Source organism: Nocardia yamanashiensis, assembly GCF_021183565.1.
GTDB classification, from domain to species: Bacteria; Actinomycetota; Actinomycetes; order Mycobacteriales; family Mycobacteriaceae; genus Nocardia; species Nocardia yamanashiensis.
The window spans coordinates 53,233-78,840 of sequence record NZ_CP089226.1 but is presented as its reverse complement, the minus strand read 5'-3'; the positions used below and the strand labels follow the sequence as shown (position 1 = coordinate 78,840).

Here is a 25,608-nt window from a genome sequence, read left to right as displayed (position 1 = left end):
CGGGTCCGCAAGGCCGCCGGGGACTCACGCCGTCCGCTGCGCCCCACGCTGGATCACCAGTGCGACATGCAACCGCGAGGGGCAGTCCAGCCGCGCCATCACCTGGCGCAGGTGATTCACCACCGTCCATTCGGCGATTCCCAAACGGCTGGCGATCATCCGGTTGGTCATTCCGTCCGCCACCAGCCGGGCGATCTCCAGCTGCCGCTTGGTCAGCCGTGATACGGGCGAGTCGAAGTCGTCGGCGGGCAGCGGCGGCGCGGCCAGCGCGTAGGCGATCGCCTCGCCGATATCGAGCACCGCCCCGATGGTGGAAATGGCCGGATCATCGCTGTCCGCCGGCGCTTTCGACACGTCCACATGGTCGGTGAGCTGGGGCAGCGCGTAGGTGTCGCGAATCCAGCGCGCGGCGGCGGACAACCGATGGACCTGCTCGGAATAGTCCGCGCCCGCCGCGTGGTAGGCGCGGGCGCAGCCCTCCAGCGCGGTGACCACCTCCGTCAGATGCCCGGCCGGATCGGGCGTGCGGAGCACCAGGTGGAACACCCCGAGCGCGCGCCGGGGCGCCTGAGCGCGCAGCAGCGTGCGCCCCAGCACGCCCAGCACGCCGAGCCGGTCCGCGGCCTGCGGCAGCGCCAGCGCCCGATCGCGCAGCGCGGCCCAGCTCTCGTCCGCACCGGAGGGATCGCCCAGTTCGGCCAATTCCTCGATCAGCTCGCCCACCTCACGCTCCCGCGGCGAACCGGCGGCGTCCAGCGGTGCGCCGGCGAACAGCAGCCGCGCCTGTTCCGGTTTATCGGTTTCGTGGTAGGCGAGCGCGAGACATCGGGTGACGGCGGGATCGGTACTCGGGGCGGCCCGGCTCAACAGTCCGACGGCATCGTGGAACCGGCCGGACCGTAATGCCCAGCGGCCCAGCAATTCCCGGCAGGCGCGGGCGACGGCGCCATCCGCCTCGGCGAGCAGGCCGAGCAGAATCGACTCGGCGTAGACGAGCATCCGGCGTTCGATCCAGACGTCCTCGAGTTCCCGCAGCAGCACCACGGCCTGCTCGCCCCGGCCCTGGTCGATCAGGTATCGCACGGTGCCGAGCAGATCGGTCAACCAGCGGTCGATGAGCCGTGCGGCCGTGGCGCGCCCGCCCGGTTCGGCGCGCAGGCGCGCGATCTCGGCGGCGAGCTGGCCGATACCGTGCGCGCGGACCGCTCGAATCAGTTGCGCGCGTTCGGTATCCGCGTGCATGAGCTGACGGCAGTAGGTGCGGGTGAAGCCGGAGATGGTGTAGGCGTAATTGCCGTTGTCGGCGACGGTGTGGTCGAGCAGGCTGTGATTGACCAGCTTGGCCAGGCCGTCGGTGACGCGGTCGCGCCATTCGCCGCTCAGCTGCAGCACTTCCTCCAGATCGGCGAGTACGTCGGAGCTCGAGATCTGGAGCAGCAGATTGATCACCGAGACGCACAGATCGGTGGAGGCCCATTCGACGCAATCGCGAATGGTCCGGTGCCGCAAGGGCATATCGACGAACGGCGACGGCGGCAGCGGGTGCCCGGACCTGATCTGGAGCAGCGTCCGCTCGGCGCCGATCCGGGCGATGGCGGTCGCGGCCAGTTCCAGGCCCAGCGGCACCCCGCCCAGCTCCACCGCGATCTCCTCGGCGATCGCTGGATCCACCGCGGAAGTCGCACTGCGGAAACGGGTTTCGATGCTGTTGAGCAGCAATTCGGCGGCCGGGCTGGGCCCGTCGGGATGCGGCGTCGCCGCGGTCTCCAGCGGCGGAATCTGATACAGGCATTCCTGGTAGAGCCCGAGAGCGCGCCGGCTGGTCGCGACGATCGTCAGATCCGGGTTGTGGGACAACAGTTCCGGCAGTTCACCCGCCATGGTCCCCACCAGGCGATCGCAATTGTCCAGGAACAGCACCGCGGGCCCGGAGCCGAGATGATCGGCCACGGCCCGCCGCCCAGGCGGATCCCTGTCCTGTTCCCGCAGGATCGCCGCCCAGACCTGCGCGGGTTCGGTGGACTCGGCCAAATCCACCGTGAGCGAGCGACTTTCGAGGGTCGCGGCCACCTCCGCGGCGAGCCTGCTCTTGCCGATCCCGGCGAGTCCGGTCACCGTGAGCAACCGGATCCGCGGATCGATGATCAGCCGCCGCAGCTCGGCGAGCGGCGCCTGCCGGCCGACCAATGTAGGAATTCGATAGCGTCCCACCCCGGCTACAGCATTCCCCCACCGACCGGTATCTTGCATTCATCCCTCTCCAGCGTCCGGGCCGAACCTCCGCCCGGACAGAAAAATCTTAGAACATGATCGTTGGATCAGCCGGTCATGAGGGCAATTCCAGGCCGCGCTCGGCCGCCGCCGCGAGGACCTGCTCGGGAAAGATATTGCGCAGCAGATACAGATCTCGCCCGAGCCGCCAGCCCGGCGCCAGCGCGACCGCGTACCGCTCGAAATAGCCGAGCTGTTTGCCCATCAGGATCAGCTGTTCCGGTCCGGACGCCCCGGTCCCCCGGCCGAAATCCAGCAGTTGCGAAGTGACCGACTTCAGATCCATCTCCGCGAGCTCGCCGGACAGGATCGGCCCCATCACCATGGCCAGTTGCTCCCCGATCGCGACATCGTCGGTGCTCTGCCCGGTGAACAGGCCGAGCTCACGCAGCGCGACCGCGACCGGGGTGAAATCGCCGTCGAAGGCGCTGGCCCGGAACATCGCCCGTACCAGTGCCTGCCAGGGCGGGGTCATGGTGCCGACGATGCCGAAGTCCAGCATGGCCAGCCGGCCGTCGTCGAGCAGCCACAGATTGCCCGCGTGCACGTCGCCGTGGAAAAGTCCGTGTACCGCAACGCCTTCCAGCCACACCTTGACCAGCCGGCGGATCAGCAGCTCCGGGTCCGCACCGGCCGCGCGAACCGCGTCGAAGCGATCCAGGGGGATGCCGCGCAGCCGTTCCATGCACAGCACCCGCGGTCCGCAGTAATCCCAGAATGGTTCCGGGACAACGACTCCGGCATTGTCGCCGAAGGCCCCGACAGCAGCGCCGATCCGCGCCTGGTGTTCGGCCTCGACGAGGAAGTTCAGCTCCGAGACGGTCACCTCGTACAGGTCCCGGACCACGCCGACGGCATTGGCGATCCGCGCCGCCTCCGAACGCCGTTCCAGCAGGCGCGCGGTGAGCAGCGCGGCCCGCAGATCCACGATCATCCGGCGCGCCATGCCGGGTCGTTGCACCTTGACCACCGCTTCGCGGCCATCGGCCAGCACCACCGCGTGCACCTGCGCGACCGAGGCCGCCGAGAGGGGCTCGTCGTCGAAGTGCAGGAACAACTCCTCGATCGGGCGGCCCAGATCGGCGGCGACCGTGCGGCGCACCAGTTCCGCGGGGAACGGCGGCACATCGTCGAGGCAGCGCAGGCACGCGTCCGACAGCTCCTTGGGGAACGCGCCGCTGGAGGAGGCGATGAGCTGGCCGAGCTTGACGAACAGCGGGCCGAGCCGTTCGAAGCCGTCCACCACGCCCTCCGCTGCCGCCACCCGGCGATTCGCGCGCTTCGCACCGAATCCCCAGGCGCGGCGAATGATTCGATGCGCAACGCTGGCGCCGAGCACCCCGGCGATGGTGAGCATCCGGACCGCTTCGGCCGGGCCGAAGGCATCCAGCGGCGGGCGGGGGACCGCGAACAGCTCCGCGGGCGGCACCGCCGGGGTCGCGGCGCCGCGCAGCGGCAGCGGTTCCGCACTCACGATCGCACCTCGAGATCGGCGAAGCGGGCGCGAATCCGCAAGCGCCACTGCTCGTAATCGGGCACCGCGCCGGGTTCGGCGGGCGCTTCCGCCGCCGCCTCGGCGAAGGCCGAGATCTCGGCGACGTCGGACCGGCAGAACAGCTCCGCGCCCAGCTCCGCGCTCTCGGGCACCCAGCCCGCGTAATGCCTGGCCTTGACGGCCATCACCGCCCCGATCGCCAGATCCGGCGCGTGCGCCCCGGCCCGCGCGAGCAGCGCCTCCAGCTCGGCGGCGGGCTGCCCGCCGATATACGTTGCGGCCGCGCCGATTCCGCTCCACAGATCGCCGCGCCGATCCGGTTCGAAGGCCTCGACCGCGTCCGCGACCGCGGCGCAGTCACCGCCGTAGTAGAAACTCAGCGCCCGGCCCACGCCCTGGTCGAAGGCGCGCGGGAAGTAGTCGGGCGCGCCCGCCCACGGGTAGCGCGGCGGCCGGCGATGTTCGACGATCCAGCGCCGCGGGTCGAAGAAGGCGCGATCGAAGCCGTAGCCGTCGACGGCCAGCCAGCCCAATCGGGCGACCAGCGGATTCGAGTCGAAGCGCGGCATGGCCCGCCGCCACAGCGGGCGCGGCAGCCGCGACATGACCAGTCCGTAGCCGACGTAGGCCATGAGCGAATGCGGTTCGCCGTGCGTGCGGGTGAACTCCTCGGCCCGATCGGTGCGCCCGAGCGCGAGCAGATCCCGCAGCGTCATGGCGGCGATGGCGCCCTCGTAGGCGAGGCTCCGGTAGCGCGGGTCCACCCATTCCAGCCGCCGCGCCACCTCGTCGGGGTCGTCGATATCGGCCCCGTACTCGAAGCCCTCCAGCACCGCTCGCGAAACGCCTTCGAAGCGCCGGCTCACCTCGTTCGCCGCGGCCGGGAAGCCCCGGGCGGCGAACTTCATGTCGTTCATGGTCGGCGCGGGCACCAGATGCCGGGCCACCGTCAGCAGAGTTGCCATCGGATTCCATCTCTTCAATGCGAATAATGTTGCGGATCAACGTGACTGACGTCGCAGCGTGGCCGCGCCGAGAGTCAGCAGGGTGATGCCGAAGGCCAGGATGACGGCCAGGTCGCGCCACAGCACGGTGGTCGGCTCCGGGTAGGTGCCGACCTCGCCCAGCGCTTCGGCCGCGTAGCGCAGCGGCACCACGTCGCTGGCCGCGCGCAGCGGCGCGGACATCTCCTCGCGCGGCCAGATCAGCCCGCACAGCAGCAGCTGCGGAATGATCACCGACGGCGCGAATTGCAGGGCCTGGAACTCGGTTCGGGCGAAGGCGCTGGTGAACAGGCCGGTGGAGGAGCCGAGCACCGCGGTGGCGACGACGATGATCAGCACCACCGCCATGTGCCCCTGGGTCTGCAAGCCGAGGAACCGGTAGGCCACGCTCGCCGCCACGGTGGCCTGCACGACGGCCACCGCGGCGAAGGCCAGGCCGTAGCCGAGCAGCAGATCCAGCTTGTTCAGCGGCATGGAGAGCAGGCGCTCGAGCGTGCCGGTGGTCCGCTCGCGCAGCATGGCCACGCTGGTGATGAGGAACATGGAGGTGAAGGGGAAGATGCCGAGCAGCAGCAGCCCGATCTGATCGAAAATGTCGGGCCTGCGGTCGAATACGAAGTGCAGCAGGGTCAGCAGCACGCTCGGCACCACCAGGATCAGGCCGATGGTCCGGCGGTCGTGGCGCAGCTGGTTCAGCACCCGGGCGGCGGTCCACAGCGTGAGTCGGATCGACACGGTCAGGCTCCCTGCGTGGTCGGGTCGAGGCGGCGTTCCTGGGCCAGCACCAGTTGCAGGAACGCCTCCTCCAGATTCGGTACGCCGGTGGCCGCTCGCAGTTCCTCCGGCGTCTCATCGGCCAGCAGCCGCCCTTCCCGCATGAGCAGCAGGCGATCACAGCGTTCGGCCTCGTCCATCACGTGGCTGGAGACGAGCAGCGTCGCGCCGTCCGCCGCCAGCCCCCGGAACTGATCCCACAGATCGCGGCGCAGCACCGGGTCGAGCCCGACGGTCGGTTCGTCCAGCACCAGCACCTCGGGCCGGGCGACCAGGGCGCAGGCCAGCGACACCCGCGCCTGCTGCCCGCCGGAGAGCTGATCCACCAGCTGGTCGGGCCGGTCGTCCAGCCCGACGTCACGCAGGGTGCGGTCGACGGATGCGGCCGAAACCCCGTACACCGCACCGAAGTACCGCACGTTCTGGCGGACGGTGAGGTCCGCGTACACGGCGGGCTGCTGGGTGACGTAGCCGATCTTCGGGCGCAGCGCGGCGCTGCCGCCGGGCAGGCCCAGCACCGTCACCGTGCCGGCCTTGATCTGCTGGACGCCGACGATGGACCGGATGAGCGTGGTCTTGCCGCAGCCGCTCGGCCCGAGCAAACCGGTGACGCTGCCGGGCGTCACTCGGAACGACAGCCCCTGCAGCACGGGGCGGCCGTCGCGCACCACCACCAGGTCCTCGACGGCGATGGCCGCGGTCTGTGATCCGGTCATCTCAGCCCACTCGATACATCTTGTATTGCAGGCCGAAGCCGTCGATGAAACGGCCTTCCCCCAGGAACATGGTGTGGTTGACCCAGGCGAAGTCGGTGTCGCCGGTCTCCAATTGCGGTGTGACCCGGAAGTATTGGTCACCGAAGCCGGTGCCGGTGCCGGCCGCGATTGCCGCCTGCACCGGTTCGTTCAATTCGATCAGCCCGGGGAAGGCGGCGTAGATCGCGCCGCCCTCCGGGGTCTGGAACTGCACTCGAACGTCGAGCCGGACCCAGCCGTCCGGTCCGATCAGCGCCCAGTCCCCGCCGCCGGAGAGCACTTTGCCGGTAATGGTGGCCACCTCCGGCACGCCGGGCTCGCCCTCCAGCACGCCGTCGAGGATCTCGAAGAACATGCGCACGCCGTACGGTCCCGGCCCGATCATGACCGGCGGTTTCAAATTGGCGGTGACGGTGCCGATATGTGTCAGTTCCATGGATTCCCCTGTCAGTCCTCGACGCGCCGGAAGGCGAGCGTCACGTTGTGTCCGCCGAAGGCGATCGAATTCGACAGCGCCACCTCGACCTTCGCGGTGCGCGCGACATTCGGGACGCAGTCCACCTCGCACGCCGGATCGGGTTCGTTGTAGTTGATGGTCGGCGGCAGCGTGCCGCGATCGATGGCGAGCGCGCAGATGGCCGCCTCCACCGCACCGGTCGCGCCGAGCATGTGACCGGTCATCGCCTTGGTCGAACTGATCGGCACCCGCTTGCCGTACGCGCCGAAAGCCCGGTGCACGGCATTGGTTTCGGCCGGATCCGACAGCAGCGTGCCGGTGCCGTGCGCGTTGATGTAGCCGACCTCGTCGGGCGCCACCCCGGCTTCGCGCATGGCCAGCGTCATCGCCCGGGCCGCGCACGCGCCGTCCTCGCGGGGCGCGGTGACGTGGTGGGTGTCCACCACCTGTCCGTACCCGCAGACCTCGGCGTAGATGTGCGCGTCGCGCGCCCGCGCCGAGTCGAGGGTTTCCAGCAGCAGCATGCCCGCGCCTTCGCCGAGCACGAAACCGTCGCGGTCCTTGGAGAACGGCCGGCACGCGCCCTGCGGATCGTCATTGTGCTTCGACAGCGCCCGCATGCTCGTGAAGCCGGACAGCACCACCGGATTCACCGCGGCCTCCGCGCCGCCGACCAGGGCGGCCACCGCGTGACCGTCGCGCACCATGCGATAGCCCTGGCCGACCGCGTCCGCCGAGGACGAGCAGGCCGACAGCGGGGCGTAGCAGGGGCCGCCGAGCTGATGCCGGAATGCCACCGTGGAGGCGGCGAAGTTGGCCATCGCCATCGGGATGAACAGCGGTGAGACGTTCCGGCCGTTGGCCTGGTCCTGAATGCCGGTCTGCGCGGTCCGCGTCCCGCCCAGCCCGCACCCGACAATGGCGGCGATCTCGTCCCGGTCGAGTCCGTCGAGCGCCTGGTCGGCCACGGTCAGCTCGGCGGCGGCGACGGCCAGGTGCCCGACCCGGTCGAAGCGGCGCACGTCCTTGTATTCCAGCCAGCGTGCAGGATCGAAATCCGGTACCTCGGCGGCGATCCGGACCCGGTTGAAGGACGGGTCGAAGGAGGTGATCGTGCGCACCCCGCTCTCGCCCGCGATCAGCTGCTTCCAGAAGTCCTCCACGCCGGTCCCGATCGGAGTGACCAGTCCGATGCCGGTGATGACGACCCGCTGTGGCCCGCTCATGATTTCGCCGCCGCGGCCAGGCCGAAGAAGATCTCGGTCTTCATCGCCACCTGCACATTGCCCTGCAGTTTCAACTCGCCGCGCATGAGCAGTTCCATGCCCTTGACCAGTCCGGTCGCGACCCGCACGAAACCCAGGCCGTCGACGAAGATGCTCAGATCCGGCTGGTGCGCGGGATCCACCGGGCCCGCCCGGCACTCGTCGGGACCGAAGAAAACGTCCTGCTCGACCGGCGCACCGGGCGCGCGAGTCACCTTGTAACGCACGATGATCGGATCGGTGAACTCGCCCGGCACGTAGTAGCTGGGCATCAGTTCGAAGGCATTGAGCAGCGCCTGCTCCCCCAGATCGGTGCCCAGCGCCCAGCGCAGATCGGATTCCGGCATCACCTCCACGACCGAACGCACCCGGGGCCGTTCACCCGAGAGCAGATCCTCGATCTGCGCCGCGGTGGCCTTTCCGGTCGTCGTCGCGAGCGCGATCGCCTGCGTGAGTGCCTCGGTTCTCACACCAACACCTCTGATTTCGTGTAACCGGTTGTGGTGCCGTCGATTACGGCGTTGATCAGTTCGTTGTAGGGGTCGTCACCGGGCAGCACCGCGGCGATGTGACCATCGGGACGGATCAGCACGGCGGTGGCGGCGCCGGTGAGCCCGTAGGCGGCCGACATCTCACCGGAGTGGTCCACCAGCGACCGGGCGCCGGTGCGCTCGCCGCCGGTGCTCTCCTGCCCGAGCACCAGCGCCGCGTGCACGGGCACGGTGTTCATCAGGTAGACGTAGCCGACCGCGTCGATCCACAGGTCGGCCGCGGCCGGGCCGAACACCAGCGCGAAGCCGCGGTCGGGCAGATCCAGCGTGGACAGCAGTTCCCCGTCGGCCCGGCGGAGCCAGAAATGCGGTGCCCGGCAGCCGAATTCGACGCGCGGCCGGTAGTCGACGACCTGCTCCACCACGTCGCCGGCCCCGTAGCGGAAGCCGAGCGCCTGCCCGGAGATATCGAAATGCGGCCGCTGGAGTTCGACTCCGGCGCGCAGCCGCTCGGCCCGCTCGGCCGGATCGGCGGCGGCGTCGGCCAGCAGGGCCGCCGCGGTGACGGCGAACTCGCGCATGGCCAGGGCATTGCGCTCGCTCTGCGCACCGTTGAAGCCGGCCACCGGCGCGCGTTCGGATCCATAGCTGTCCAGCAGTTCCGGGGCGGCCCAGCCGCCGAGGACGCCCGCCAGCTTCCAGGCCAGATTGTGCCCGTCCTGGATGCCGGTGTTCATGCCGAAACCGCCGGTGGGCGGGAAGGTGTGGGCGGCGTCGCCCACCACGAGCACCCGCCCGCTCGCGTCCCGCCAGCGCCGCGCCCGGCTCGAACCCATCGTCCAGGTGCGAATGCCGATGATCTCGGTCGGCACGCCCGGCCCGAGCGCGGCGGCCAGGATCTCGGCCGCCGCGCCGGGGTCGATGGCCGGATCCGCTTCCGGCAGCGGCACTTCCAGCATCCATTCGCCGTCCTCGGGGGCGACCGTGATCAGCACGCCCGCGGTGCGGTCGTTCATGATCCAGGACAGCACGCTGTCGGTGGCCTGCGGGAGCACCCGCGAGTCCGCCCGGAAGTGGATGTCCAGCAGCGTACCCAGCGGCGGCTCGGCCACGGTCTCGATGCCGGCCCCGGCGCGCAACCCGCCGTGCACGCCCTCCGCGAGCACCACGTACTCGGCTTCCAGGGTATGCGAGACGCCGTCCGCGGTGCGGTAGGCGAGCGCGGTTCCCTGTGCGGTGGTGGTCAATTCGGTCACCTGCGCGCCGGTGATCATCCGTACGGCCGGGTCCCGCGCGAGCTGCTCGGCCATGACGGTCTGCAACTTCTTCTGCGGGCACAGCAGCGGCTGGACCGGGCTCTGGGTGAGCACCCGCATCAGCTTGTCGGTCGATTCCACCAGTTCCAGCCGCCCGAACTCGGCGCCGGTCTGCGTGTGCAGGAAGCGCACCCGGGTGGCGTTCTCCAGCGTGGTTCCGGCCGTCCGCGTCGCTTCCAGCACGCCCAGCTCGCGCAGGATCTCGGCGGTCCGGGTGTTGACCAGCGTGGCCTGCGGGTGCGCGGACGGGGCGGTGCGCCGTTCCAGCAGCACGGTCGGAATCCCCCAGTGCCCCAGGCACGATGCCGTCGCCAGACCTGCCGGTCCGGCCCCGATGACGGCGACCCGGGTGCGGTCGGCGGTCATGCGGTCACCGCCGGGCGGGCGGTGGGATCCAGGGTGGCGGCGACCCGCGCGGTCACCCATCGATCGAAGTGCGAGCCGAACAGCAGGCGGGCCACGGCCAGCGCGGGCAGCCCGGTGGCGATGGCCACGCCCAGCGTCGCGACGAAGCCCGTCATGGCGCCCGCCCAGGCCAGCGGTCCGCGGCCGGCGGCCCGCCGGATGACCGCCCCGAACCTGCGGAACGCCTTGCCCGCCAGCAGATCCGCGGCCGCCAGTACCGGAACGACCGGTGCCGCATCGGATTTGCGGAGCACGGCGGCACGGTCGTCGGCGTCGGCCAGGCGGGCGCCGAGCACGCCGATGCGCTCCAGTTCGTCGGCGCCGACCCCGGCGCGCCCGAAGACCGTGCCGTCGCGCGGCCCGGTGAGCAACCAGCGCAGGGTGGTGACGAAGGTGATCGCCTGGGCCCGGGTGTCGATCGCCGCGACCGTGCCTACGGCGCGCGCACCCACGTCGGCCAGCCGGCCCTGCACCTCCGCCGCGGCCGAGTACCACATATTGCGGCAGGCGACCACGCTCAGCACCTCGCGGCCGGTGAAGAGTTCCGAATGCTTCGCCAGCAGCGACCGGGCGGGCAGCGACGGCGCCAGGTACCAGACCTGATAGGCGAAGATCACCAATTCGTCCGGCGCGGAATGGAATTCGTCGTCCGCCAGCTCGATGATGGCGTCCTGGTCCACGCAGGCCGGGAAGACGCCGAAGAACCGCAGCACCGGCCAGGGGAACGGGAACGGGGTGGCGGGCCGCACCGCGACCCGGCGGATCCGCCAGCCCGCGGCGGCCATGGGGGCCACCAGCGCGTCCACCACCTCGCTCAACTGCCCCGTCTGGGTGTATTCGAAAACGACCGCGCGACGGCCGTTTCCGCGCGACCGGTCGGCCGTCATGCCCGATCCCCGTCCGACGGCCCGGCGACCGCGGTCAGGTGCATGAACGAAATCGCGAACCGGCCCGATTCCGGCACCATGCACAGCAGCGTGTCGCCGGCCTTGACCAGCCCCGTCTCGAGCATTTCGTCGAGAATCACGTAAATGCTGGCGCTGCCGATATTTCCGACCTGGGTGAGATTGCTGAACCAGGCCTCGGGCCGTCCGGCGGAAACTCCGCGCCGCTTCAATTCGCCGATCAGCATGGTCTTCATGCGTTCGCTCGAATAATGCGCGGGGAACCAGGTGACGGCATCGGGATCGAATTTGCCGGCCTCGGCCAGTTTTACGTATTCGTCGATGCCGATGCGGACCAGATGCGGCAGCAGCGACAATTTCTGCCGCGGCGCGAGCGCACCGTCGAGAGCGGCCGCGGCGGTGGTGGGATAGTCGCCCCAGGTCTTTTCCGCCGTATTCTTGTTGCTGCCGAAGAACATGCACGCCTGCTGGGTATTCGCATAGGAGGTCAACGAGATCCAGTCGATCCGCAGGCTGATCCGGCCGGGCGCGGGGGCATTGGAGACCACCGCGGCGCCGGCGCCGTCGGAGAGCATGTAGCGCAGGAACGCCGCCTCCATGGGTAGCGAACCGTCTTCCGAGATCGCCTTCATCTCCTCGTAGCGGGTGTGCTTGAACCCGCGCGAGGCCAATTCGCTGGCCACCGAGACGGCGGTGGTCTTCTCGCCGATCCGGACCTGGAGGTAGGCGTTCTTCAGCGCCATCATCCCGGAGCTGCAGATGCCGTGCGCGGTGATGATCTCCATGGGCGGATAGCCGAGCTCGCCGTGCACCATGCTGGCGTGCCCGGGTCCCATCAGGTCCGGGAGAGTCGTTGCCGCGGCGAGCATTTCGACGTCCTCGGGGGCCAGCCCCGCGTTCCGCACGGCATTGCGCACCGCGCCCGCCGCCATGGCGGCATTGGAGACGACGGTCTGCTGCTGCTTGTCGATGGCGTAGTACCGGGTCTTGATCCCGTTATTGGCGAGGATCTGATCCTTGAGCCCGGAGGCGGCGCTGCCGGCCTTGCCGATGTACTCCTCCATCTCGTCGTTGGAGACGGGCTCGCCGGGTAGGAAACGACCGGTCGCGGTGATGTAAGCCTGCACGGGTCACCGGCCTTCGGCGGGCTGGGTCTCGGCCGCGGCGGCCTCGGCCAGCTTGAGCTTGATGAGATCCAGCAGGCCGGCGAAGGTCCGCACGGACGCGATTCGCTCGTCGTCCAGGGAGATTCCGTAGTTGGTCTCGATGAGATCCGCGATGGTCAGGACCCCGAGCGAATCGAGCCCGATGTCCTGCATGGTGGCATCGGGGGAAATCGAGTCGAGATCCAGGTTGTAATGGGTGTGCAGAAATTCTGCGATATCTTGCCTGATCGACATATCAACGGGCATGGTGCGGAAACCTTTTCACAATGGCGCACATGAATTACGCGCACAGCAGATACGACAGCTGACCGGCGTCTACCGGTCGGATTTTGGGGTGGGTTGTCCGGCGACATTGCCGATACGTCAATTCGCACACTCGCCTGTGCAGATCCGCAGGATGCGCGGCATCTCTTGCGGGGTGTTCCGAACATTAAATAACGGTTCGATCTCTGTCAACGCGCTTGTGACAGCTCAGTGTTGACAAGAACCTGCCATGGCAGACCGGGCGCGTCAGCCACGCGCGAACCAGTCCTCCAGGTGGCGGGCGATGACGAGACTGCCCTTGATGCGCAGCTTCCCGCTCAGCACCAGCGCCATGCCACCGGCCTGACCTGCGATCATGCGGAGGAACGCCACGGTGCCCAATTCCAGCGTGACAGTGGGGATCTCGCCTGTCATACCCGGCCGCACCACACAGTCGCCGCCGTCGATGACGACGGTCCAGCAGTCCGGCGCCGCGCCGATCCGCCAGCAGATCGTCGCGGTGACGCCGTCGATCCGGTCGCCGCGCACCCGCTGTGGCATTCCCGCGAACACCGCGCCGAGCACCACCGCGCGGGTCACCGGATCGGCCATCGCGGTACGCAGCGTCCGATCGTCGATGCGCCGCACGATCTCGTTGAACTCGGCGGCCTGCTCGGCCGTCGCGGCGGCCGAATACCGGTAAGACGAAGACATGTCACTCACTCCAGAGCTGAGGAAGGGAAGAACCGCGGCGGCATGAGGGCCCGGGCCACGGTGGCACGAGAATAGGAGCCCGATTCCGGCCGGTCAACGAGGGCGCGCTCGTCCCCGCGCCGTGTTAGGCTCCGGCCACACACTCGCGAGTCCTTCGATTCTCCTTGTACCACTGCGGTTCTCGGCCATTGCTCGATGTCGAGTACGGCTCGGCGCGACCGCTGTCCCAGTGAAGAGTGTGAAATGACCCCACCTGATTCCCGCCCGGCGGCGTCCGGCGTGGCAGCCCCGAGCGGCTTCGACAAGCTGACCGCCGTGCTGCGCACGCCCGCGCCGGACAGCTTCGCGCAATTGCCCGCGGCGCAACTCGAGGAGCTGGCGACACTGATCGAGCAGGCGAATCAGCGTCTGCTCGTGGAACTCTCCTACGCCGCCCTGGGCGCGCTCGACAATGTGCCCGGATTCCTGCGCCCGGTGGTGCGGAAGGCGGTGGGGCAGTGAACGCCGCACCGACCGCGTCGACCGTCGAGGTGATCCGCCTGGCCCGCGCGCTCGGGGTGCCGGTCGAACGCCTCGAGCACCTCGCGCAGCTGCCCGCCGCCGACATCGCCGCCCTGCGGCATGCGGTGACGGACCTGTTCCACGACACCGTCGCCCCCGGCCTGAGCAAGGTCGCGGCCGTCACCAAGGTCATCCCGCCGCCCATCGCGGCCAAGGTCGCCACCCGCAACGACAATCCGCTGTGGACGGCGTATCTCGCCTCCGTGCTGGACACCGCGCGGGCGGTGGCGGTGGCCCAGCGCTTGCCCGCACGGTATCTCGCGGCCGTCGCCACCCATCTCGATCTGCGGCGCTCGGCGCCCGTCATCGCGGGCCTGCCGCGGGAACTGCTGGTCGCGGCGGCCCGGGCGCTCGCCGAGCTGGAGGATTGGACGACGCTCGGCGAAATGATCGAGATCCTGCCCGCGGCCTACCTGTCCCGCTGTGTGGCCGTGCTCGACGCCGGCCAGATCCACAGCGCGGCAGCGCGGATCGCGGACCCGGCGGCGCTGGATCGGCTCATCGGCGCGGTATCGGCGCCCCTGGCCGGACAATTGCGCGACAGCTTCGGAAAGCCCTGATCGACATGCGATTTCATCTGGTCGACCGCGTGGAGTCCTGGGAACCCATGCGGCGCATCACCGCCCGCAAGGCCACCTCCGTCTACGAGGACTACTGGCAGACCTCGGCCGCCGGACCGGTCGCGCCGTTCGGCGTGGTGCTCGAGGCGCTGTGCCAGGCCGGGGCATGGCTGGTGCTGCTGAGTTCCGAACACCGCAAGCGCGCCGCCCTGCTCGGCATCGGAGAGGTGACCGTGCTGGGTGAGGCGGTGCCCGGCGATGTGCTGCGCATGAGCGCGGAGGTGGTCTCGGCGTATCAGCGCACCGCGGTCGTGCACGGGCGGGTGACGGTGGGCGGCAATCCGATCCTGCTGGTGCGCAATCTCATGTGCGCGCTCATCGACGCCGACCGTCTCGACGACCCCGCAGATACCGAACGGCTGGCGCACGCGCTGCTCGGCCGCGGACCACTGGATCGGAGCCGACCGTGAAAGAAGCCATGCTGACTACGCCTCCCCTCGGCCCGGCCACCCTGGCCGCGCCGCGCCTGGACCGGATCGACCTGCTCGAGTACGGCCGCCGCGCCCGCGGCCGGCTCAATGTGACCGGCACCCTGCCGCTGTTCGCCACCCATTTCCCACGCTACCCGGTGCTGCCCGGGGTGCTGCTGGTGGAGAGCGCGCTGGCCTTGATCCGGCTCGCCGCCGACGACCCCTGGTTGCGGTTGCGCTCGGCCGGGCGGTTCCGGTTCCGGCGGTTCATCGTGCCCGGTGACGAGGTGGTGATCGAGGTGTTCGCCACGACGCCCGATTTGTCCGCGCCGCAGCCGGATTGGCGCGTCGAGGCCACGGTGGACGCCGAATCCGCGGTCACCATCGAAGAATTGGCGGTCGCGCGATGAGAGTGTTGTGGCGGATCACAATCGCCCTCGCCGTCCTGGCCGGGGCCACCGCATGCTGGGACGGCACCGGCGGGCTACCCGATGCCGCGTTCCTGCTGCGCGGCGCGCGGGCCGCCAGCGGCGACGTCGCCAGCGCCCACGTCGAGATGGCCGCCGCGGCGCCGGTGCCGGGTCTGGCGGCGCGGACGTTCTCCGCCGATGTGCGCGCACCCCGCGGGTCCGAATCCGGGTCGTCGGTGGGCGCCGCCGATATCGTGCTGGGCGCCGATCGCTCCCAGCGGGTGGAGTTCGTCGAACGGAACGGTCAGCTGTACACGAAATCGGCGAGCGGGAAATACAGTCCGGCGCCGAAGCTTTCGGGGGCCGGTGAGCTGCCGATCCCGTCCACGCTGCTCGATCCCGAGCGCGGTCTGGCGCGCATGCTGGCCAATATCACCGACGCCCGCACCGAGGTGCGGGAAACCCACTCCGGCGTAATGGCTTTCCGGGTGATCGGGACCGTGCCGCGCGCGGACGCTCAGGTGTGGCTGCCCACCCTGCGCGAGGATGCCCGCCTCACGGTGTGGTTCGCGGCGACGGGACGGCATCTGCCGGTCGGCACCCGGCTGACGGTGGCCGGCGCGGACGGCGCGCCGGTGGCCATCGACTTCGCGCTGTCGGAGCTGAACCGGAAGGTCACCGTTCCGGCGATCGACTGATCGGGCCGGGTGTGATCACACCCGTTCCCAGCCGCGCCGCGGTTCGCTCGCACCCAGCGTGCGAGCGTCCCGGCTGCGGTACACGACGTACGGGCGGGACAGGTAGCCGATGGGGGCGGAGAAGACGTGGACCAGGCGGCTGAAGGGCCAGAAGGCGAAGAGGGCGCAGGCGGCGAGGGCGTGCAGCTGGAAGCCGAGGGGGGCGTCGACCATGAGTTCGGGTTCGGGCTGGAAGTAGAAGATGGAGCGGAACCAGGGGGCGATGTCCGCGCGGTAGTTGTGCGGATGGCCGGTGAGGTTGCCGTAGAGGGTGGCGCCGAGGCCGAGGGCCAGGGTGAGGCCGAGCAGGACGTACATGATCTTGTCGTTGCGAGTGGTGGCGGAGAAGACGGGGCCCACGGTGCGGCGGCGGTAGATGAGGATGAGCAGGCCGGCCACCGTGGCGAGGCCGGCGATCGCGCCGAGGGTGAAAGAGGCGGCGTGGTAGGCGGATTCGCTGATGCCGAGCTGCTCGGTCCAGGACTGCGGGATGACCAGGCCGATGACGTGGCCGAAGAAGACGAAGACGATGCTGTAGTGGAACAGCGGGCTGCCCAGGCGGAGCAGGCGGTTCTCGTAGAGCTGGGAGGAGCGGGTGGTCCAGCCGAACTTGTCGTAGCGGTAGCGCCAGATCAAGCCGACGACGCAGACGGCCAGCGCCACGTAGGGTACGGCGACCCAGAGCAGATAGTCCTTGGCGCTCAATGTCATCGACGTCCTCCGATGATTTCGGGCAGGTAGGTGGGCGGGGCGAACGGTTCCAGGCCGACGTCCTCGCCGGGCGGGCCGGCGGCGATGAGCTTCGCGACGGCCTCGCGGTCGCTGCCGCGCAGCGGGGACAGGCTGGCGCTGACCGAGTCGAGGACGCCGGTCCAAGGGGAATCGTTCTCGCGCAGGTCCATTCGCATGACTTCGATGCCGGCGCGATGTTCTTCCAGGAGTTCCCGCCCGGGGGCCGGATGCGCGGCGGCGAATTCCAGCACGACGGCGAGGTGGTCGGACAGCTCGCCGTCGTCGAGCGCCAGCCCGGCCGTCTTGTAGACCTGTTTGAAGCGCAGCAGTGCCATGCCGCGTTTGCGGGTGTCGCCGTACAGGAACCAAGTCAGATATGGGCTGAACCTTTTGCGATGGTCGAAGGTATCGACGTATTCCGTTGTGACCGTCATCGATTCGCCGGTCTCCAGGTATTCGACCACCGGCCGCAGGGGCGCGCCCATCGGCTCCGGCAGCGCGTCCGCCACCCGCCGCAGCATCGGCAGCATGGCCCGCAACGCCTCGTCGGGATAGCCGAGCAGCAACGATTGCGCCTGCCATGCCGCCGCCCGGTCGGCTTCGCTCACCTTCATTTGCGGTGCCTGCCACCGGTTTTACGCGGCATCAGCCCGTCGGGATTGCCCCGCCCGTCCCAGTTGAGCAGGTTCACCCGCCCGCTGCCGCGCACCGGGACCGGTTCGTCGGCCGTCTGCCGGTCCCGCAACATGCGGAAGTTCTCCACCGCCACCGGCGTCGGATGTCCGGAGCTCTCGCCGAACGGCCCGTTCATACCGGGCCCGCCGTCGTAGTCCAGGCTGCACTCGGTGGCGAGCTCTTCCAGCCCGTGCGCCTGCTCCTCGTGCGCGGCCGGAATCACATAGCGCTGTTCGTATTTGGCGATGGCCAGCAACCGGTACATGTCGTAGATCTCCTCCTCGGTCATGCCGACCCGGGCGGCGATCTCGGGGCGGGTGGCGCGGCCGAGATTGATATCGCGCATATAGCTGCGCATGGCGGCCAGCCGGCGCAGCACAGCGTTGACCGGTTCCACGTCACCGGCGGTGAACAGTTCCGCCAGATACTCCACCGGAATCCGCAGCGCCTCGATGGCGGCGAAGAGATTGCCGTGATCCTCCGCGTCGTGCCCGGTATCGCGCAGCGCGTCCACCACCGGCGACAGCGGCGGGATGTACCAGACCATCGGCACCGTGCGGTATTCCGGATGCAGCGGCAGCGCCACCCGGTACTTGCGGATGAGCGCGTACACCGGGGACTGCTGGGCGGCCAGCACCCAGTCACGCGGCATACCGGCGCGCTCGCAGGCCGCGATCACCTCCGGATCGAACGGGTCCAGGAACGCATCCCGTTGCGCCGCATACAGATCCCGCTCGTCGGGGGTCGCGGCGACCTCGGCCACCGTGTCGGCGTCGTAGAGCATGACGCCGATATAGCGCAGCCGTCCGACACAGGTCTCCGCGCACACCGTCGGCAGTCCGACCTCCAGGCGCGGGAAGCAGAAGGTGCATTTCTCGGCCTTGCCGGTGCGGTGATTGAAGAACACCTTCTTGTACGGGCAGCCCGATACGCACATCCGCCAGCCGCGGCATTTGTCCTGATCCACCAGCACGATCCCGTCCTCGGACCGCTTGTAGATGGCCCCGGACGGGCAGGCCGCGGCGCAGGCCGGATTCAGGCAGTGCTCGCAGATGCGGGGCAGATAGAACATGAAGGTGTGCTCGAACTCGAACTTCACCTTGTCGCCGAGCTTCCGGACGATCGGATCCTGCGCGGCCAGCTCGGGCGCCCCGGCCAGATCGTCGTCCCAGTTGGCCGACCAGGTGACCTTCGTATCCTCGCCGGTGATCAGCGATTTCGGCCGCGCCACCGGGGTGTGCTGCTGCACCGGCGCGGTGGTCAGCGTTTCGTAGTCGTAGGTCCAGGGCTCGTAATAGTCGGACAGTTCGGGCAGCAGCGGATTGTCGAAGATGGTGAACAGCTTCTTGAAACGCCCGCCGCCGCGCAGCTTCAACCGGCCCTTGCGATCCAGGGTCCAGCCGCCGCGCCATTTCCGCTGATCCTCGTAGGTGCGCGGATAGCCTTGCCCCGGACGGGTTTCCACATTGTTGAACCACACGTATTCGACCCCGGCCCGATTGGTCCAGGTCTGTTTGCAGGTCACCGAGCAGGTGTGACAGCCGATGCATTTGTCGAGGTTCATCACCATCGCCAGCTGCGCCATGGGTTTCATCGGTACCGCACCTCCTGGCCGCGACGGCGGATGACCGTCACTTCGTCGCGTTGATTACCGGTCGGGCCGAGATAGTTGAAGGCGAAGGACAATTGGGCGTAGCCGCCGATCAGATGGGTCGGCTTGATGAGCAGCCGGGTCAGCGAATTGTGGATGCCGCCGCGTTTGCCGGAGGTCTCCGAGAGCGGGACATCGATGAGCCGGTCCTGGGCGTGATGCATGTACACCGTGCCCTGCGGCATGCGCGAGGACACCACCGCGCGCGCCACCACCACGCCGTTGCGATTGACGGCCTCGATCCAATCATTGTCCGCGATACCGAGTTTCGCGGCGTCCAGGTCGGACATCCAGATGGTCGGGCCGCCGCGCGAGAGGCTCAGCATGAACAGGTTGTCCTGGTATTCGGAGTGGATGGACCATTTCGAATGCGGGGTGAGATAGCGCAGCGTCAGCCCCGCCTCGCCGTGTTCGCCCAGCGGCGGTTCGGCGAAGAGCGCGGTCATGTTCAGCGGCGGGCGGTACACCGGCAGCTGCTCGCCGACCTCCGCCATCCAATCGTGGTCGAGATAGAAGTGCTGGCGGCCGGTCAGCGTGTGCCACGGCTTGTTCCGCTCGACGTTCACGGTGAACGGGGAATAGCGCCGACCGCCGGTCTCCGAGCCCGACCATTCCGGAGAGGTGATCACCGGCACCGGCGCGAGCTGGGTATCGGCGAAGGTGATCTGCTTGCCCTCGTGCTCGGCCGCCAGATCCGCCAGCACGGTGCCGGTGCGCTGTTCCAGGGTGCGGAAACCCTGGGTCGCCAAGTGCCCGTTGGTGGTTCCCGACAGCGCCAGGATGGCCTCGCAGGCGTCGATATCGCGGACCAGGGACGGCCGCCCGTCGACCGGGCCGCCGCGCACCACGCCGTTCTTGCGGGCCAGGTAGTCGATCTCCCGCCGCACATCGAAGGTGATGCCCTTGGTGGTCGCGCCCAGGGTGTCCAGCAGCGGGCCCAGCGCGCTCATCTTGGCGTAGATCGCGGTGTAATCGCGTTCCACCACCGTCAACCGCGGCATGGTCTGTCCCGGAATCGGTTCGCACTCACCGGCTTTCCAGTCCTTGACCACCCCGTGCGGATTCGCCATCTCGTCGGGGGTGTCGTGCAGCAGCGGCGTCGCCACCAGATCCCGGCGCACCCCCAGATGGCCGCGCGCCAGCTTCGAGAACTCCTTGCCGATGGTCATGAAGGCATCCCAGTCGGTGCGGGTCTGCCACGGCGGCGCGATGGCGGGGCTGAAGGAGTGCACGTACGGGTGCATATCGGTGGAGGACAGGTCGTGCTTCTCGTACCAGGTCGCCGCGGGCAGCACCACATCGGAGAAGACGGTGGTGCTGGTCATGCGGAAGTCCAGGGTCAGCAGCAGATCCAGCTTGCCGACAGGTGCGCGCTTGTGCCACACCACATCCCGGGGACGCCGGCCGGGTTCGGCTTCCTCGGCGCGCAGCGAATTGGTCGCGCCCAGTAGGTGTTCCAGGAAATACTCGTCACCCTTCGCGGACGAGCCGAGCAGATTCGAACGCCAGATGGTGAGCAGGCGCGGGAAGTTGCGCGGCTCGTCGGGGTCCTCGCAGGCGAACCTGAGCTCGCCGGATTTCAGCTGGGAGACAACGTAATCCGCGGGTTCGGTGTCACGGGCGCGGGCCTCCTCGGTGAGCTCCAGGGGATTGCGATCGAAGGTCGGGAAGGACGGCATCCAGCCCATGCGCGCCGATTGCGCCACCACGTCCGCGGTGGTCATGCCCGCGAACCGGCCGGTTCCGGTGGTGGTGGTGAGCTGGTCGGCGGTGAACGGATCGTAGCGGAACTGGTCGGTGTGCAGGTACCAGTAGGCGGTCTGGATCATCTGCCGCGGCGGGCGCGACCAGTCCAGCGCATTGGCCACCTGCGCCCACCCGGTCACCGGACGGCATTTCTCCTGACCCACGTAATGCGCCCAGCCGCCGCCGTTCACGCCCTGGCAGCCGGTCAGCGTGGTCAAGGCCAGAAAGGCGCGGTAGATGGTGTCGGAGTGGAACCAGTGATTGGTGCCCGCGCCGAGCAGGATCATCGACCGGCCGCCGGATTCCTCGGCATTGGCGGCGAATTCGCGGCCGATGCGGGCGGCCTTGTCGGCGGGCACCCCGGTGATCAGCTCCTGCCAGGCGGGCGTGCCGGGCTGGCTGGAATCGGCGTAACCGAGCGGCCATTCGCCCGGCATGCCCGGCCGCGCCACCCCGTACTGGGCGAGCAGCAGATCGAACACCGTGGTCACCAGATGGCCGCCGATGGTGCGGGCCGGGACGCCGCGCTTCAGCTCCGCGGCCGAACCGTCGCGAGTGTCGAAGCGCGGCAACGACACCGCCACCGCGCCCTGGCCGTCGACGGAGAGCAGCGGTTCGATATCGCCCAGCTCCAGATTCCACCGGCCCGCGCCCGCCTCCCCGAACCGGAAGCCCAGGGAACCGCCCGGCACCACCGGATTTCCGTGCTGATCCAGCAGCACCGTCTTGAAATCGGCGTTCGGTTCGTGCGCGTGCTCGGGCAGATCGGCGGCGGTGAGGAACTTGCCGGGCCGGAATCCGTTCTCCGCCTTGTCCAATCGGACCAGGAACGGCAGATCGCTGTACTTGCGCACGTAGTCCTGGAAGTACGGCACCTGCCGGTCCACGAAGAACTCGCGCAGGATCACATGACCCATGGCCAGGGCCAGTGCGCCGTCGGTGCCCGGATGCGGGGCCAGCCATTCGTCGGCGAACTTGACGTTGTCGGCGTAGTCCGGGGCGATCGACACCACCTTCTGCCCGCGATAGCGCGCCTCGGCCATCCAGTGCGCGTCCGGGGTGCGGGTGACCGGCACGTTCGAACCCCACATGATCAGATAGCCCGCGTCCCACCAATCCCCGGACTCCGGCACGTCGGTCTGATCGCCGAACACCTGCGGCGAGGCCACCGGCAGGTCGGCGTAGAAGTCGTAGAAGGAGAGCATGCAGCCGCCGAGCAGCGAGATGAAGCGGGAACCCGCCGCGAACGAGGTCATGGACATGGCCGGGATGGGCGAGAAGCCCGCCACCCGATCCGGGCCGTAGGTCTTGATGGTGTGCACGTGCGCGGCGGCGATCAGCTCGACCGCTTCCTCCCAGGTGGCCCGCACCAATCCGCCGCGCCCGCGCAGGCTCTTGTACTTGCGCGCCTGCTCCGGATCCTCGACGATCGACGCCCAGGCCAGCACCGGATCATTGGTGCGCGCCTTGGCTTCTCGATACATCTGCAACAGCACCGCGCGGATATACGGGTAACGCACCCGGGTCGGCGAATAGGTGTACCAGGAGAACGCGGCGCCGCGCGGGCAGCCGCGCGGCTCGTACTCCGGGCGGTCGGGGCCGGTGCTCGGATAGTCGGTGGCCTGGGTCTCCCAGGTGATGATGCCGTCCTTGACGAACACCTTCCACGAGCACGATCCGGTGCAGTTCACCCCGTGCGTGGAGCGCACCACCTTGTCGTGCGACCAGCGGTCCCGGTAGAAGTCGTCGGCCTGACGGCCGCCGCGCAGGTATTCGCTGCGCAGGTCCGGGGCGACGTCGGCGCGGGTGAAGAATCTGCGGGCCCGGATGAGCGATGCGGTCAGCTCCCCGTCCACCAGCCCGCGCGCGCCATTGCGTGCCATCACCCCTGCCTCTCCGTGACGAGAAACCAAGCAGTACGAAGTACCGGCTCAGTATGGGCAAACATGACGGGCCAGCCGGGACGCGACACGGGACGGCAGCCTTCGGGGCGCGCCGAAACGCCGACTCCCCCGGCCAGACCTCCCTGCTGGTCTCCACCCCGGCCCAGGTCGGCACCGTGACCGGTCTGGTCGGCGCGGCGGGCGGACTCGGCGGCTATTTCCCGCCGCTGGTCATGGGCCTGGTCTACAGCTCGCGCGGCGACTACACGGTCGGCTATCTACTGCTCGCCCTCACCGCGGCCGCGGCGCTGCTCTCTACCTTGCAGGTCGGCCGCGGATTACCGGCCGAGGGCACGTCACCGGTGGGTTGATCGCCGCCCGCGGCATTGACAGATCGCGGCCTCGGCAATACCGTCAGCATTCAAATACCGACGGTATCTGACGAGGAGGTCAGGCATGCGCAGTCCGCGTATCGTGATCATCGGGGCCGGGGTGTCCGGCATCGCGAGCGCGGTCACCTTGCAGCGCAACGGATTCCACGATTTCGTGATCCTGGAGAAGGGATCCGACGTGGGCGGGGTGTGGCATTGGAACCGTTACCCCGGATTGACCTGCGATGTGCCCTCGCAGTTGTATCAGTTCGGATTCGCGCCCAAGCCGGATTGGTCGCATGTGTTCGCGCCCGGCGCGGAGATCCAGGAATATCTGTCCGACGTGGTGGATCGGTTCGAATTGCGGCCGCACGTGCGGGTGAACTCCGAAGTGGTGCGGACGGAATTCACCGGGACGGGGTGGGAGGTGGAGACCGCCGACGGGGAGGTGCACACGGCGGACTTCGTCATCGCGGCCACCGGCGTGCTGCATCATCCGGCGTGGCCGGAGATTCCGGGGCTGGAGGAGTTCACCGGCGATATCGTGCACACCGCGCGCTGGGACGAATCGCTGCGCACCGAAGGCCGGCGCATCGCGGTCATCGGCACCGGATCGACCGGCGTGCAGGTGGTTTCGGCCTTGCAGCGCGAGGCCGAGCATCTTACGCATTTCGTGCGCAGTCCGCAGTGGGTGATCTGGGCTCCCATGCAGCTGCCGCAGCCGGCCGTGGTCGGCGCGGTGCTGGACCGGCTGCCCAAGGTCAATCAGGCGCTCTATCGGGCGGGCATGACCGGGGCGAAGCTGTTCACCGATGTGGTCACCCGGCCCAGCTGGCGACGGCGCGTGGTGCAGGGATACGCCAAGCTGAGCTTGCGGGCGCAGGTGCTCGATTCGGAGCTACGGGAGCAGCTGACGCCGGACTATCAGCCGCTGTGCAAGCGACAGGTGTTGTCCGGCACCTACTATCGCGCGCTGCGGGCTCGCAATGCCGAACTGGTGAACACCCGGATCGAGGCCGTCACCCCGACCGGCATCCGCACCACCGACGGGCGTGAACATCCGGTGGACCTGATCGTGTTCGCCACCGGGTTCCGGGCGCACGATTACATGCGGCCGATGAATCTGACCGGGCGCGACGGGATTTCGATCGACGACGCCTGGGCGAAGGGGCCGCGCGCCTATCGCATGACGGCGATTCCGGGGTTCCCGAACTTCTTCACGGTGCTGGGGCCCAACTCCCCCACCGGTTCCATTCCGCTGCACCATGCCGCCGAGGTCACCGCGCGGTACATCACGGCGTGGATCAAGCGCTGGAGCGCGGGCGAATTCGACACGGTCGAGGTCACCGAGGCGGCCACCGATCGCTTCGGGGCGGAGGTCGCCGAGGCGCTGGGGCCGACGGTGTGGAATACCGGCTGCAACTCCTGGTACTTCACCGAGGGCGGCAATATCGACCTGCTGCCGTTCGACCGGCGCACCATGGAGGAGATGCTCGCCGCGCCGGACGACGCGGACTTCCGGCTCAGCGGCCGGTAGCCCACGCACGATTGTGCCCGGCCCTGGATCAGGGCCGGGCACAACGCTTTTCAGGTGGATTCAGGCGTGCACCGGGTGCTGTACGGCGGTGACGTGCCGGACCGCGCCGGAGCCGATGGCCTCGACCTGGTCCGCGCCGTCGATGACGTCGGTGAAGGCGCGGTCCATGCGATCGCCGTCGAGGGCGTGCCGGCAGCGCCGGGCCAGTTCGTGGCGGTCACCGGCCGGGAATTCCAGTGGCAGCAAGGTGATCTCGGCCGTGACGCCGCGCGAACCGAGAATGCGGCGGATGGAATCGGCCATGGAATCGGTGCCCACGAAACCGGGCACGGTGGACAGTTCGCCGTGCCGGTCCACATAGCGGATGCGGATCGGCTGCACCGGGACACCGGTGTCGACGGACGCCTGGAACAGGGCGGGCCGCAGGCTGCCGTGCGCGCGGCCGCACCAGGTGGTGCCCTCGGGGAAGAAGGCGATGCGCTCGCCCGCGGTCAGGCGGGCGGTCATGTTCGCGATGACGTCCGGGAGGGTGCGCAGGCGTTCGCGATCGATCGGAATGACCCGCACGGCCTTGGCGACATTGCCGAGCATCGGCCAGTCGACCAGATCGGCGCGGGCCACGAAACCCATCGATTCGAAAGCGGAGAGGGCGACCACATCGGTCCAGCCGACGTGGCGGGCCGCCACCAGGACCCCGCCCGCGACCGGCTCCGCGCCGCGCTCGTCGATGATGCGGACGCCGATTCCCAAGCAGCCCAGGAAGTTCCGGGCGTAGCGGCGGTTCATGGCGGCGCGGTAGCGGCGCGGGGTGGCCAGGCGGGCGAACGGGAAGCTGAGCAGCACCCCGGCCACGCCCAGCACGCGGGCGGTCACCCGCAGCGCGCCGGCCTCGGCAGGGACATCGACGCACGACGAGCCGCAGGGGCTCGCGGGCATCCAGGCGTGGGCGCTAGCCGCGGCGGGGGGACACGGCAGCGCGACCGCGTCCGGGGAAAGGAAGGCGGGCATCATGAT

Annotated in this window: 25 protein-coding genes; 7 read left to right on the top strand and 18 right to left on the bottom strand. The window is 69.0% G+C overall.

Translation table 11 applies throughout. The features are described 5' to 3' along the window. Positions 1-24: 24 nt before the first annotated feature. From LTV02_RS00410 to LTV02_RS00350, 13 genes are all read right to left on the bottom strand, one after another. Positions 25-2,187, bottom strand: coding sequence for a LuxR C-terminal-related transcriptional regulator (locus LTV02_RS00410; protein ID WP_233036825.1), 2,163 nt, complete (start codon positions 2,185-2,187; stop codon positions 25-27). Positions 2,188-2,326: 139 nt separating this feature from the next. Next, positions 2,327-3,745: an ABC1 kinase family protein gene (locus LTV02_RS00405; protein ID WP_233036823.1), complete on the bottom strand. Its 1,419-nt coding sequence runs from the start codon at positions 3,743-3,745 to the stop codon at positions 2,327-2,329. Beyond that, the gene (locus LTV02_RS00400; protein ID WP_233036821.1) at positions 3,742-4,731 is read right to left on the bottom strand and encodes a DUF1702 family protein; all 990 of its coding nucleotides are present in this window, start codon (positions 4,729-4,731) and stop codon (positions 3,742-3,744) included. Before LTV02_RS00400 ends, LTV02_RS00405 begins: the two co-directional genes overlap by 4 nt. A 36-nt stretch (positions 4,732-4,767) precedes the next feature. Next, positions 4,768-5,505, bottom strand: a complete 738-nt coding sequence (locus LTV02_RS00395) for an ABC transporter permease (RefSeq protein WP_233036819.1) — start codon at positions 5,503-5,505, stop codon at positions 4,768-4,770. 2 nt (positions 5,506-5,507) lie between these two features. Further along, positions 5,508-6,260 carry an ABC transporter ATP-binding protein gene (locus LTV02_RS00390; RefSeq protein ID WP_233036817.1) on the bottom strand — a complete coding sequence of 251 codons (753 nt, stop codon included), beginning with the start codon at positions 6,258-6,260 and terminating at the stop codon, positions 5,508-5,510. A gap of 1 nt (position 6,261) precedes the next feature. After that, on the bottom strand, positions 6,262-6,735 hold the full coding sequence (locus LTV02_RS00385; RefSeq protein WP_233036815.1) for a DUF3237 domain-containing protein: 474 nt from the start codon (positions 6,733-6,735) through the stop codon (positions 6,262-6,264). Between the two features lie 11 nt (positions 6,736-6,746). Then, positions 6,747-7,982: a beta-ketoacyl-ACP synthase II gene (gene fabF / locus LTV02_RS00380; protein ID WP_233036813.1), complete on the bottom strand. Its 1,236-nt coding sequence runs from the start codon at positions 7,980-7,982 to the stop codon at positions 6,747-6,749. After that, positions 7,979-8,491 (bottom strand): SCP2 sterol-binding domain-containing protein, encoded by a 513-nt coding sequence (locus LTV02_RS00375; RefSeq protein WP_233036806.1) that lies wholly within the window; start codon positions 8,489-8,491, stop codon positions 7,979-7,981. Before LTV02_RS00375 ends, fabF begins: the two co-directional genes overlap by 4 nt. Continuing rightward, entirely contained in the window at positions 8,488-10,194 is a 1,707-nt protein-coding gene (locus LTV02_RS00370; RefSeq protein WP_233036804.1) for an FAD-dependent monooxygenase, read from the bottom strand. Before LTV02_RS00370 ends, LTV02_RS00375 begins: the two co-directional genes overlap by 4 nt. Continuing rightward, the gene (locus tag LTV02_RS00365; protein WP_233036802.1) at positions 10,191-11,120 is read right to left on the bottom strand and encodes a hypothetical protein; all 930 of its coding nucleotides are present in this window, start codon (positions 11,118-11,120) and stop codon (positions 10,191-10,193) included. Before LTV02_RS00365 ends, LTV02_RS00370 begins: the two co-directional genes overlap by 4 nt. Then, entirely contained in the window at positions 11,117-12,265 is a 1,149-nt protein-coding gene (locus LTV02_RS00360) for a 3-oxoacyl-[acyl-carrier-protein] synthase III C-terminal domain-containing protein (protein WP_233036800.1), read from the bottom strand. Before LTV02_RS00360 ends, LTV02_RS00365 begins: the two co-directional genes overlap by 4 nt. A gap of 3 nt (positions 12,266-12,268) precedes the next feature. Next, the gene (locus LTV02_RS00355) at positions 12,269-12,538 is read right to left on the bottom strand and encodes an acyl carrier protein (RefSeq protein ID WP_233036798.1); all 270 of its coding nucleotides are present in this window, start codon (positions 12,536-12,538) and stop codon (positions 12,269-12,271) included. Positions 12,539-12,814: 276 nt separating this feature from the next. Next, positions 12,815-13,261 carry an SCP2 sterol-binding domain-containing protein gene (locus LTV02_RS00350; RefSeq protein WP_233036796.1) on the bottom strand — a complete coding sequence of 149 codons (447 nt, stop codon included), beginning with the start codon at positions 13,259-13,261 and terminating at the stop codon, positions 12,815-12,817. A gap of 243 nt (positions 13,262-13,504) precedes the next feature. On the opposite strand from LTV02_RS00350, the gene LTV02_RS00345 reads away from it, so the two are divergent. From LTV02_RS00345 to LTV02_RS00325, 5 genes are read left to right on the top strand one after another with little or no spacing between them, the layout of a single operon-like run. Continuing rightward, positions 13,505-13,762 (top strand): hypothetical protein, encoded by a 258-nt coding sequence (locus LTV02_RS00345; protein WP_233036794.1) that lies wholly within the window; start codon positions 13,505-13,507, stop codon positions 13,760-13,762. Continuing rightward, the gene (locus LTV02_RS00340; protein ID WP_233036791.1) at positions 13,759-14,382 is read left to right on the top strand and encodes a hypothetical protein; all 624 of its coding nucleotides are present in this window, start codon (positions 13,759-13,761) and stop codon (positions 14,380-14,382) included. The genes LTV02_RS00345 and LTV02_RS00340 overlap by 4 nt, the downstream gene beginning before the upstream one ends. Positions 14,383-14,387: 5 nt before the next feature. Next, positions 14,388-14,852: a hotdog family protein gene (locus LTV02_RS00335; protein ID WP_233036784.1), complete on the top strand. Its 465-nt coding sequence runs from the start codon at positions 14,388-14,390 to the stop codon at positions 14,850-14,852. Continuing rightward, positions 14,849-15,262: a 3-hydroxyacyl-ACP dehydratase FabZ family protein gene (locus LTV02_RS00330; protein WP_233036782.1), complete on the top strand. Its 414-nt coding sequence runs from the start codon at positions 14,849-14,851 to the stop codon at positions 15,260-15,262. Before LTV02_RS00335 ends, LTV02_RS00330 begins: the two co-directional genes overlap by 4 nt. Next, positions 15,259-15,960: an LppX_LprAFG lipoprotein gene (locus LTV02_RS00325; RefSeq protein ID WP_233036780.1), complete on the top strand. Its 702-nt coding sequence runs from the start codon at positions 15,259-15,261 to the stop codon at positions 15,958-15,960. Before LTV02_RS00330 ends, LTV02_RS00325 begins: the two co-directional genes overlap by 4 nt. A gap of 15 nt (positions 15,961-15,975) precedes the next feature. Here the strand turns inward: LTV02_RS00325 and narI are convergent, their stop codons facing one another. From narI to LTV02_RS00305, 4 genes are read right to left on the bottom strand one after another with little or no spacing between them, the layout of a single operon-like run. After that, the gene (gene narI, locus LTV02_RS00320) at positions 15,976-16,704 is read right to left on the bottom strand and encodes a respiratory nitrate reductase subunit gamma (RefSeq protein ID WP_233041910.1); all 729 of its coding nucleotides are present in this window, start codon (positions 16,702-16,704) and stop codon (positions 15,976-15,978) included. Positions 16,705-16,706: 2 nt separating this feature from the next. Continuing rightward, on the bottom strand, positions 16,707-17,345 hold the full coding sequence (gene narJ / locus LTV02_RS00315; protein ID WP_233036771.1) for a nitrate reductase molybdenum cofactor assembly chaperone: 639 nt from the start codon (positions 17,343-17,345) through the stop codon (positions 16,707-16,709). Then, on the bottom strand, positions 17,342-19,000 hold the full coding sequence (gene narH / locus LTV02_RS00310) for a nitrate reductase subunit beta (protein WP_233036764.1): 1,659 nt from the start codon (positions 18,998-19,000) through the stop codon (positions 17,342-17,344). The genes narJ and narH overlap by 4 nt, the downstream gene beginning before the upstream one ends. Next, positions 18,997-22,686 (bottom strand): nitrate reductase subunit alpha, encoded by a 3,690-nt coding sequence (locus LTV02_RS00305; protein ID WP_233036762.1) that lies wholly within the window; start codon positions 22,684-22,686, stop codon positions 18,997-18,999. The genes narH and LTV02_RS00305 overlap by 4 nt, the downstream gene beginning before the upstream one ends. A gap of 53 nt (positions 22,687-22,739) precedes the next feature. On the opposite strand from LTV02_RS00305, the gene LTV02_RS00300 reads away from it, so the two are divergent. Both LTV02_RS00300 and LTV02_RS00295 read left to right on the top strand, forming a co-directional pair. After that, a complete protein-coding gene (locus tag LTV02_RS00300; RefSeq protein WP_332909553.1) occupies positions 22,740-23,057 on the top strand; it encodes a hypothetical protein in 318 nt (105 codons plus the stop codon). A gap of 85 nt (positions 23,058-23,142) precedes the next feature. Further along, on the top strand, positions 23,143-24,594 hold the full coding sequence (locus LTV02_RS00295) for a flavin-containing monooxygenase (protein WP_233036754.1): 1,452 nt from the start codon (positions 23,143-23,145) through the stop codon (positions 24,592-24,594). A 60-nt stretch (positions 24,595-24,654) separates the two neighbouring features. On the opposite strand, the gene LTV02_RS00290 is transcribed toward LTV02_RS00295, so the two are convergent. Continuing rightward, the gene (locus tag LTV02_RS00290) at positions 24,655-25,602 is read right to left on the bottom strand and encodes a lysophospholipid acyltransferase family protein (RefSeq protein WP_233036740.1); all 948 of its coding nucleotides are present in this window, start codon (positions 25,600-25,602) and stop codon (positions 24,655-24,657) included. Positions 25,603-25,608: the final 6 nt, after the last annotated feature.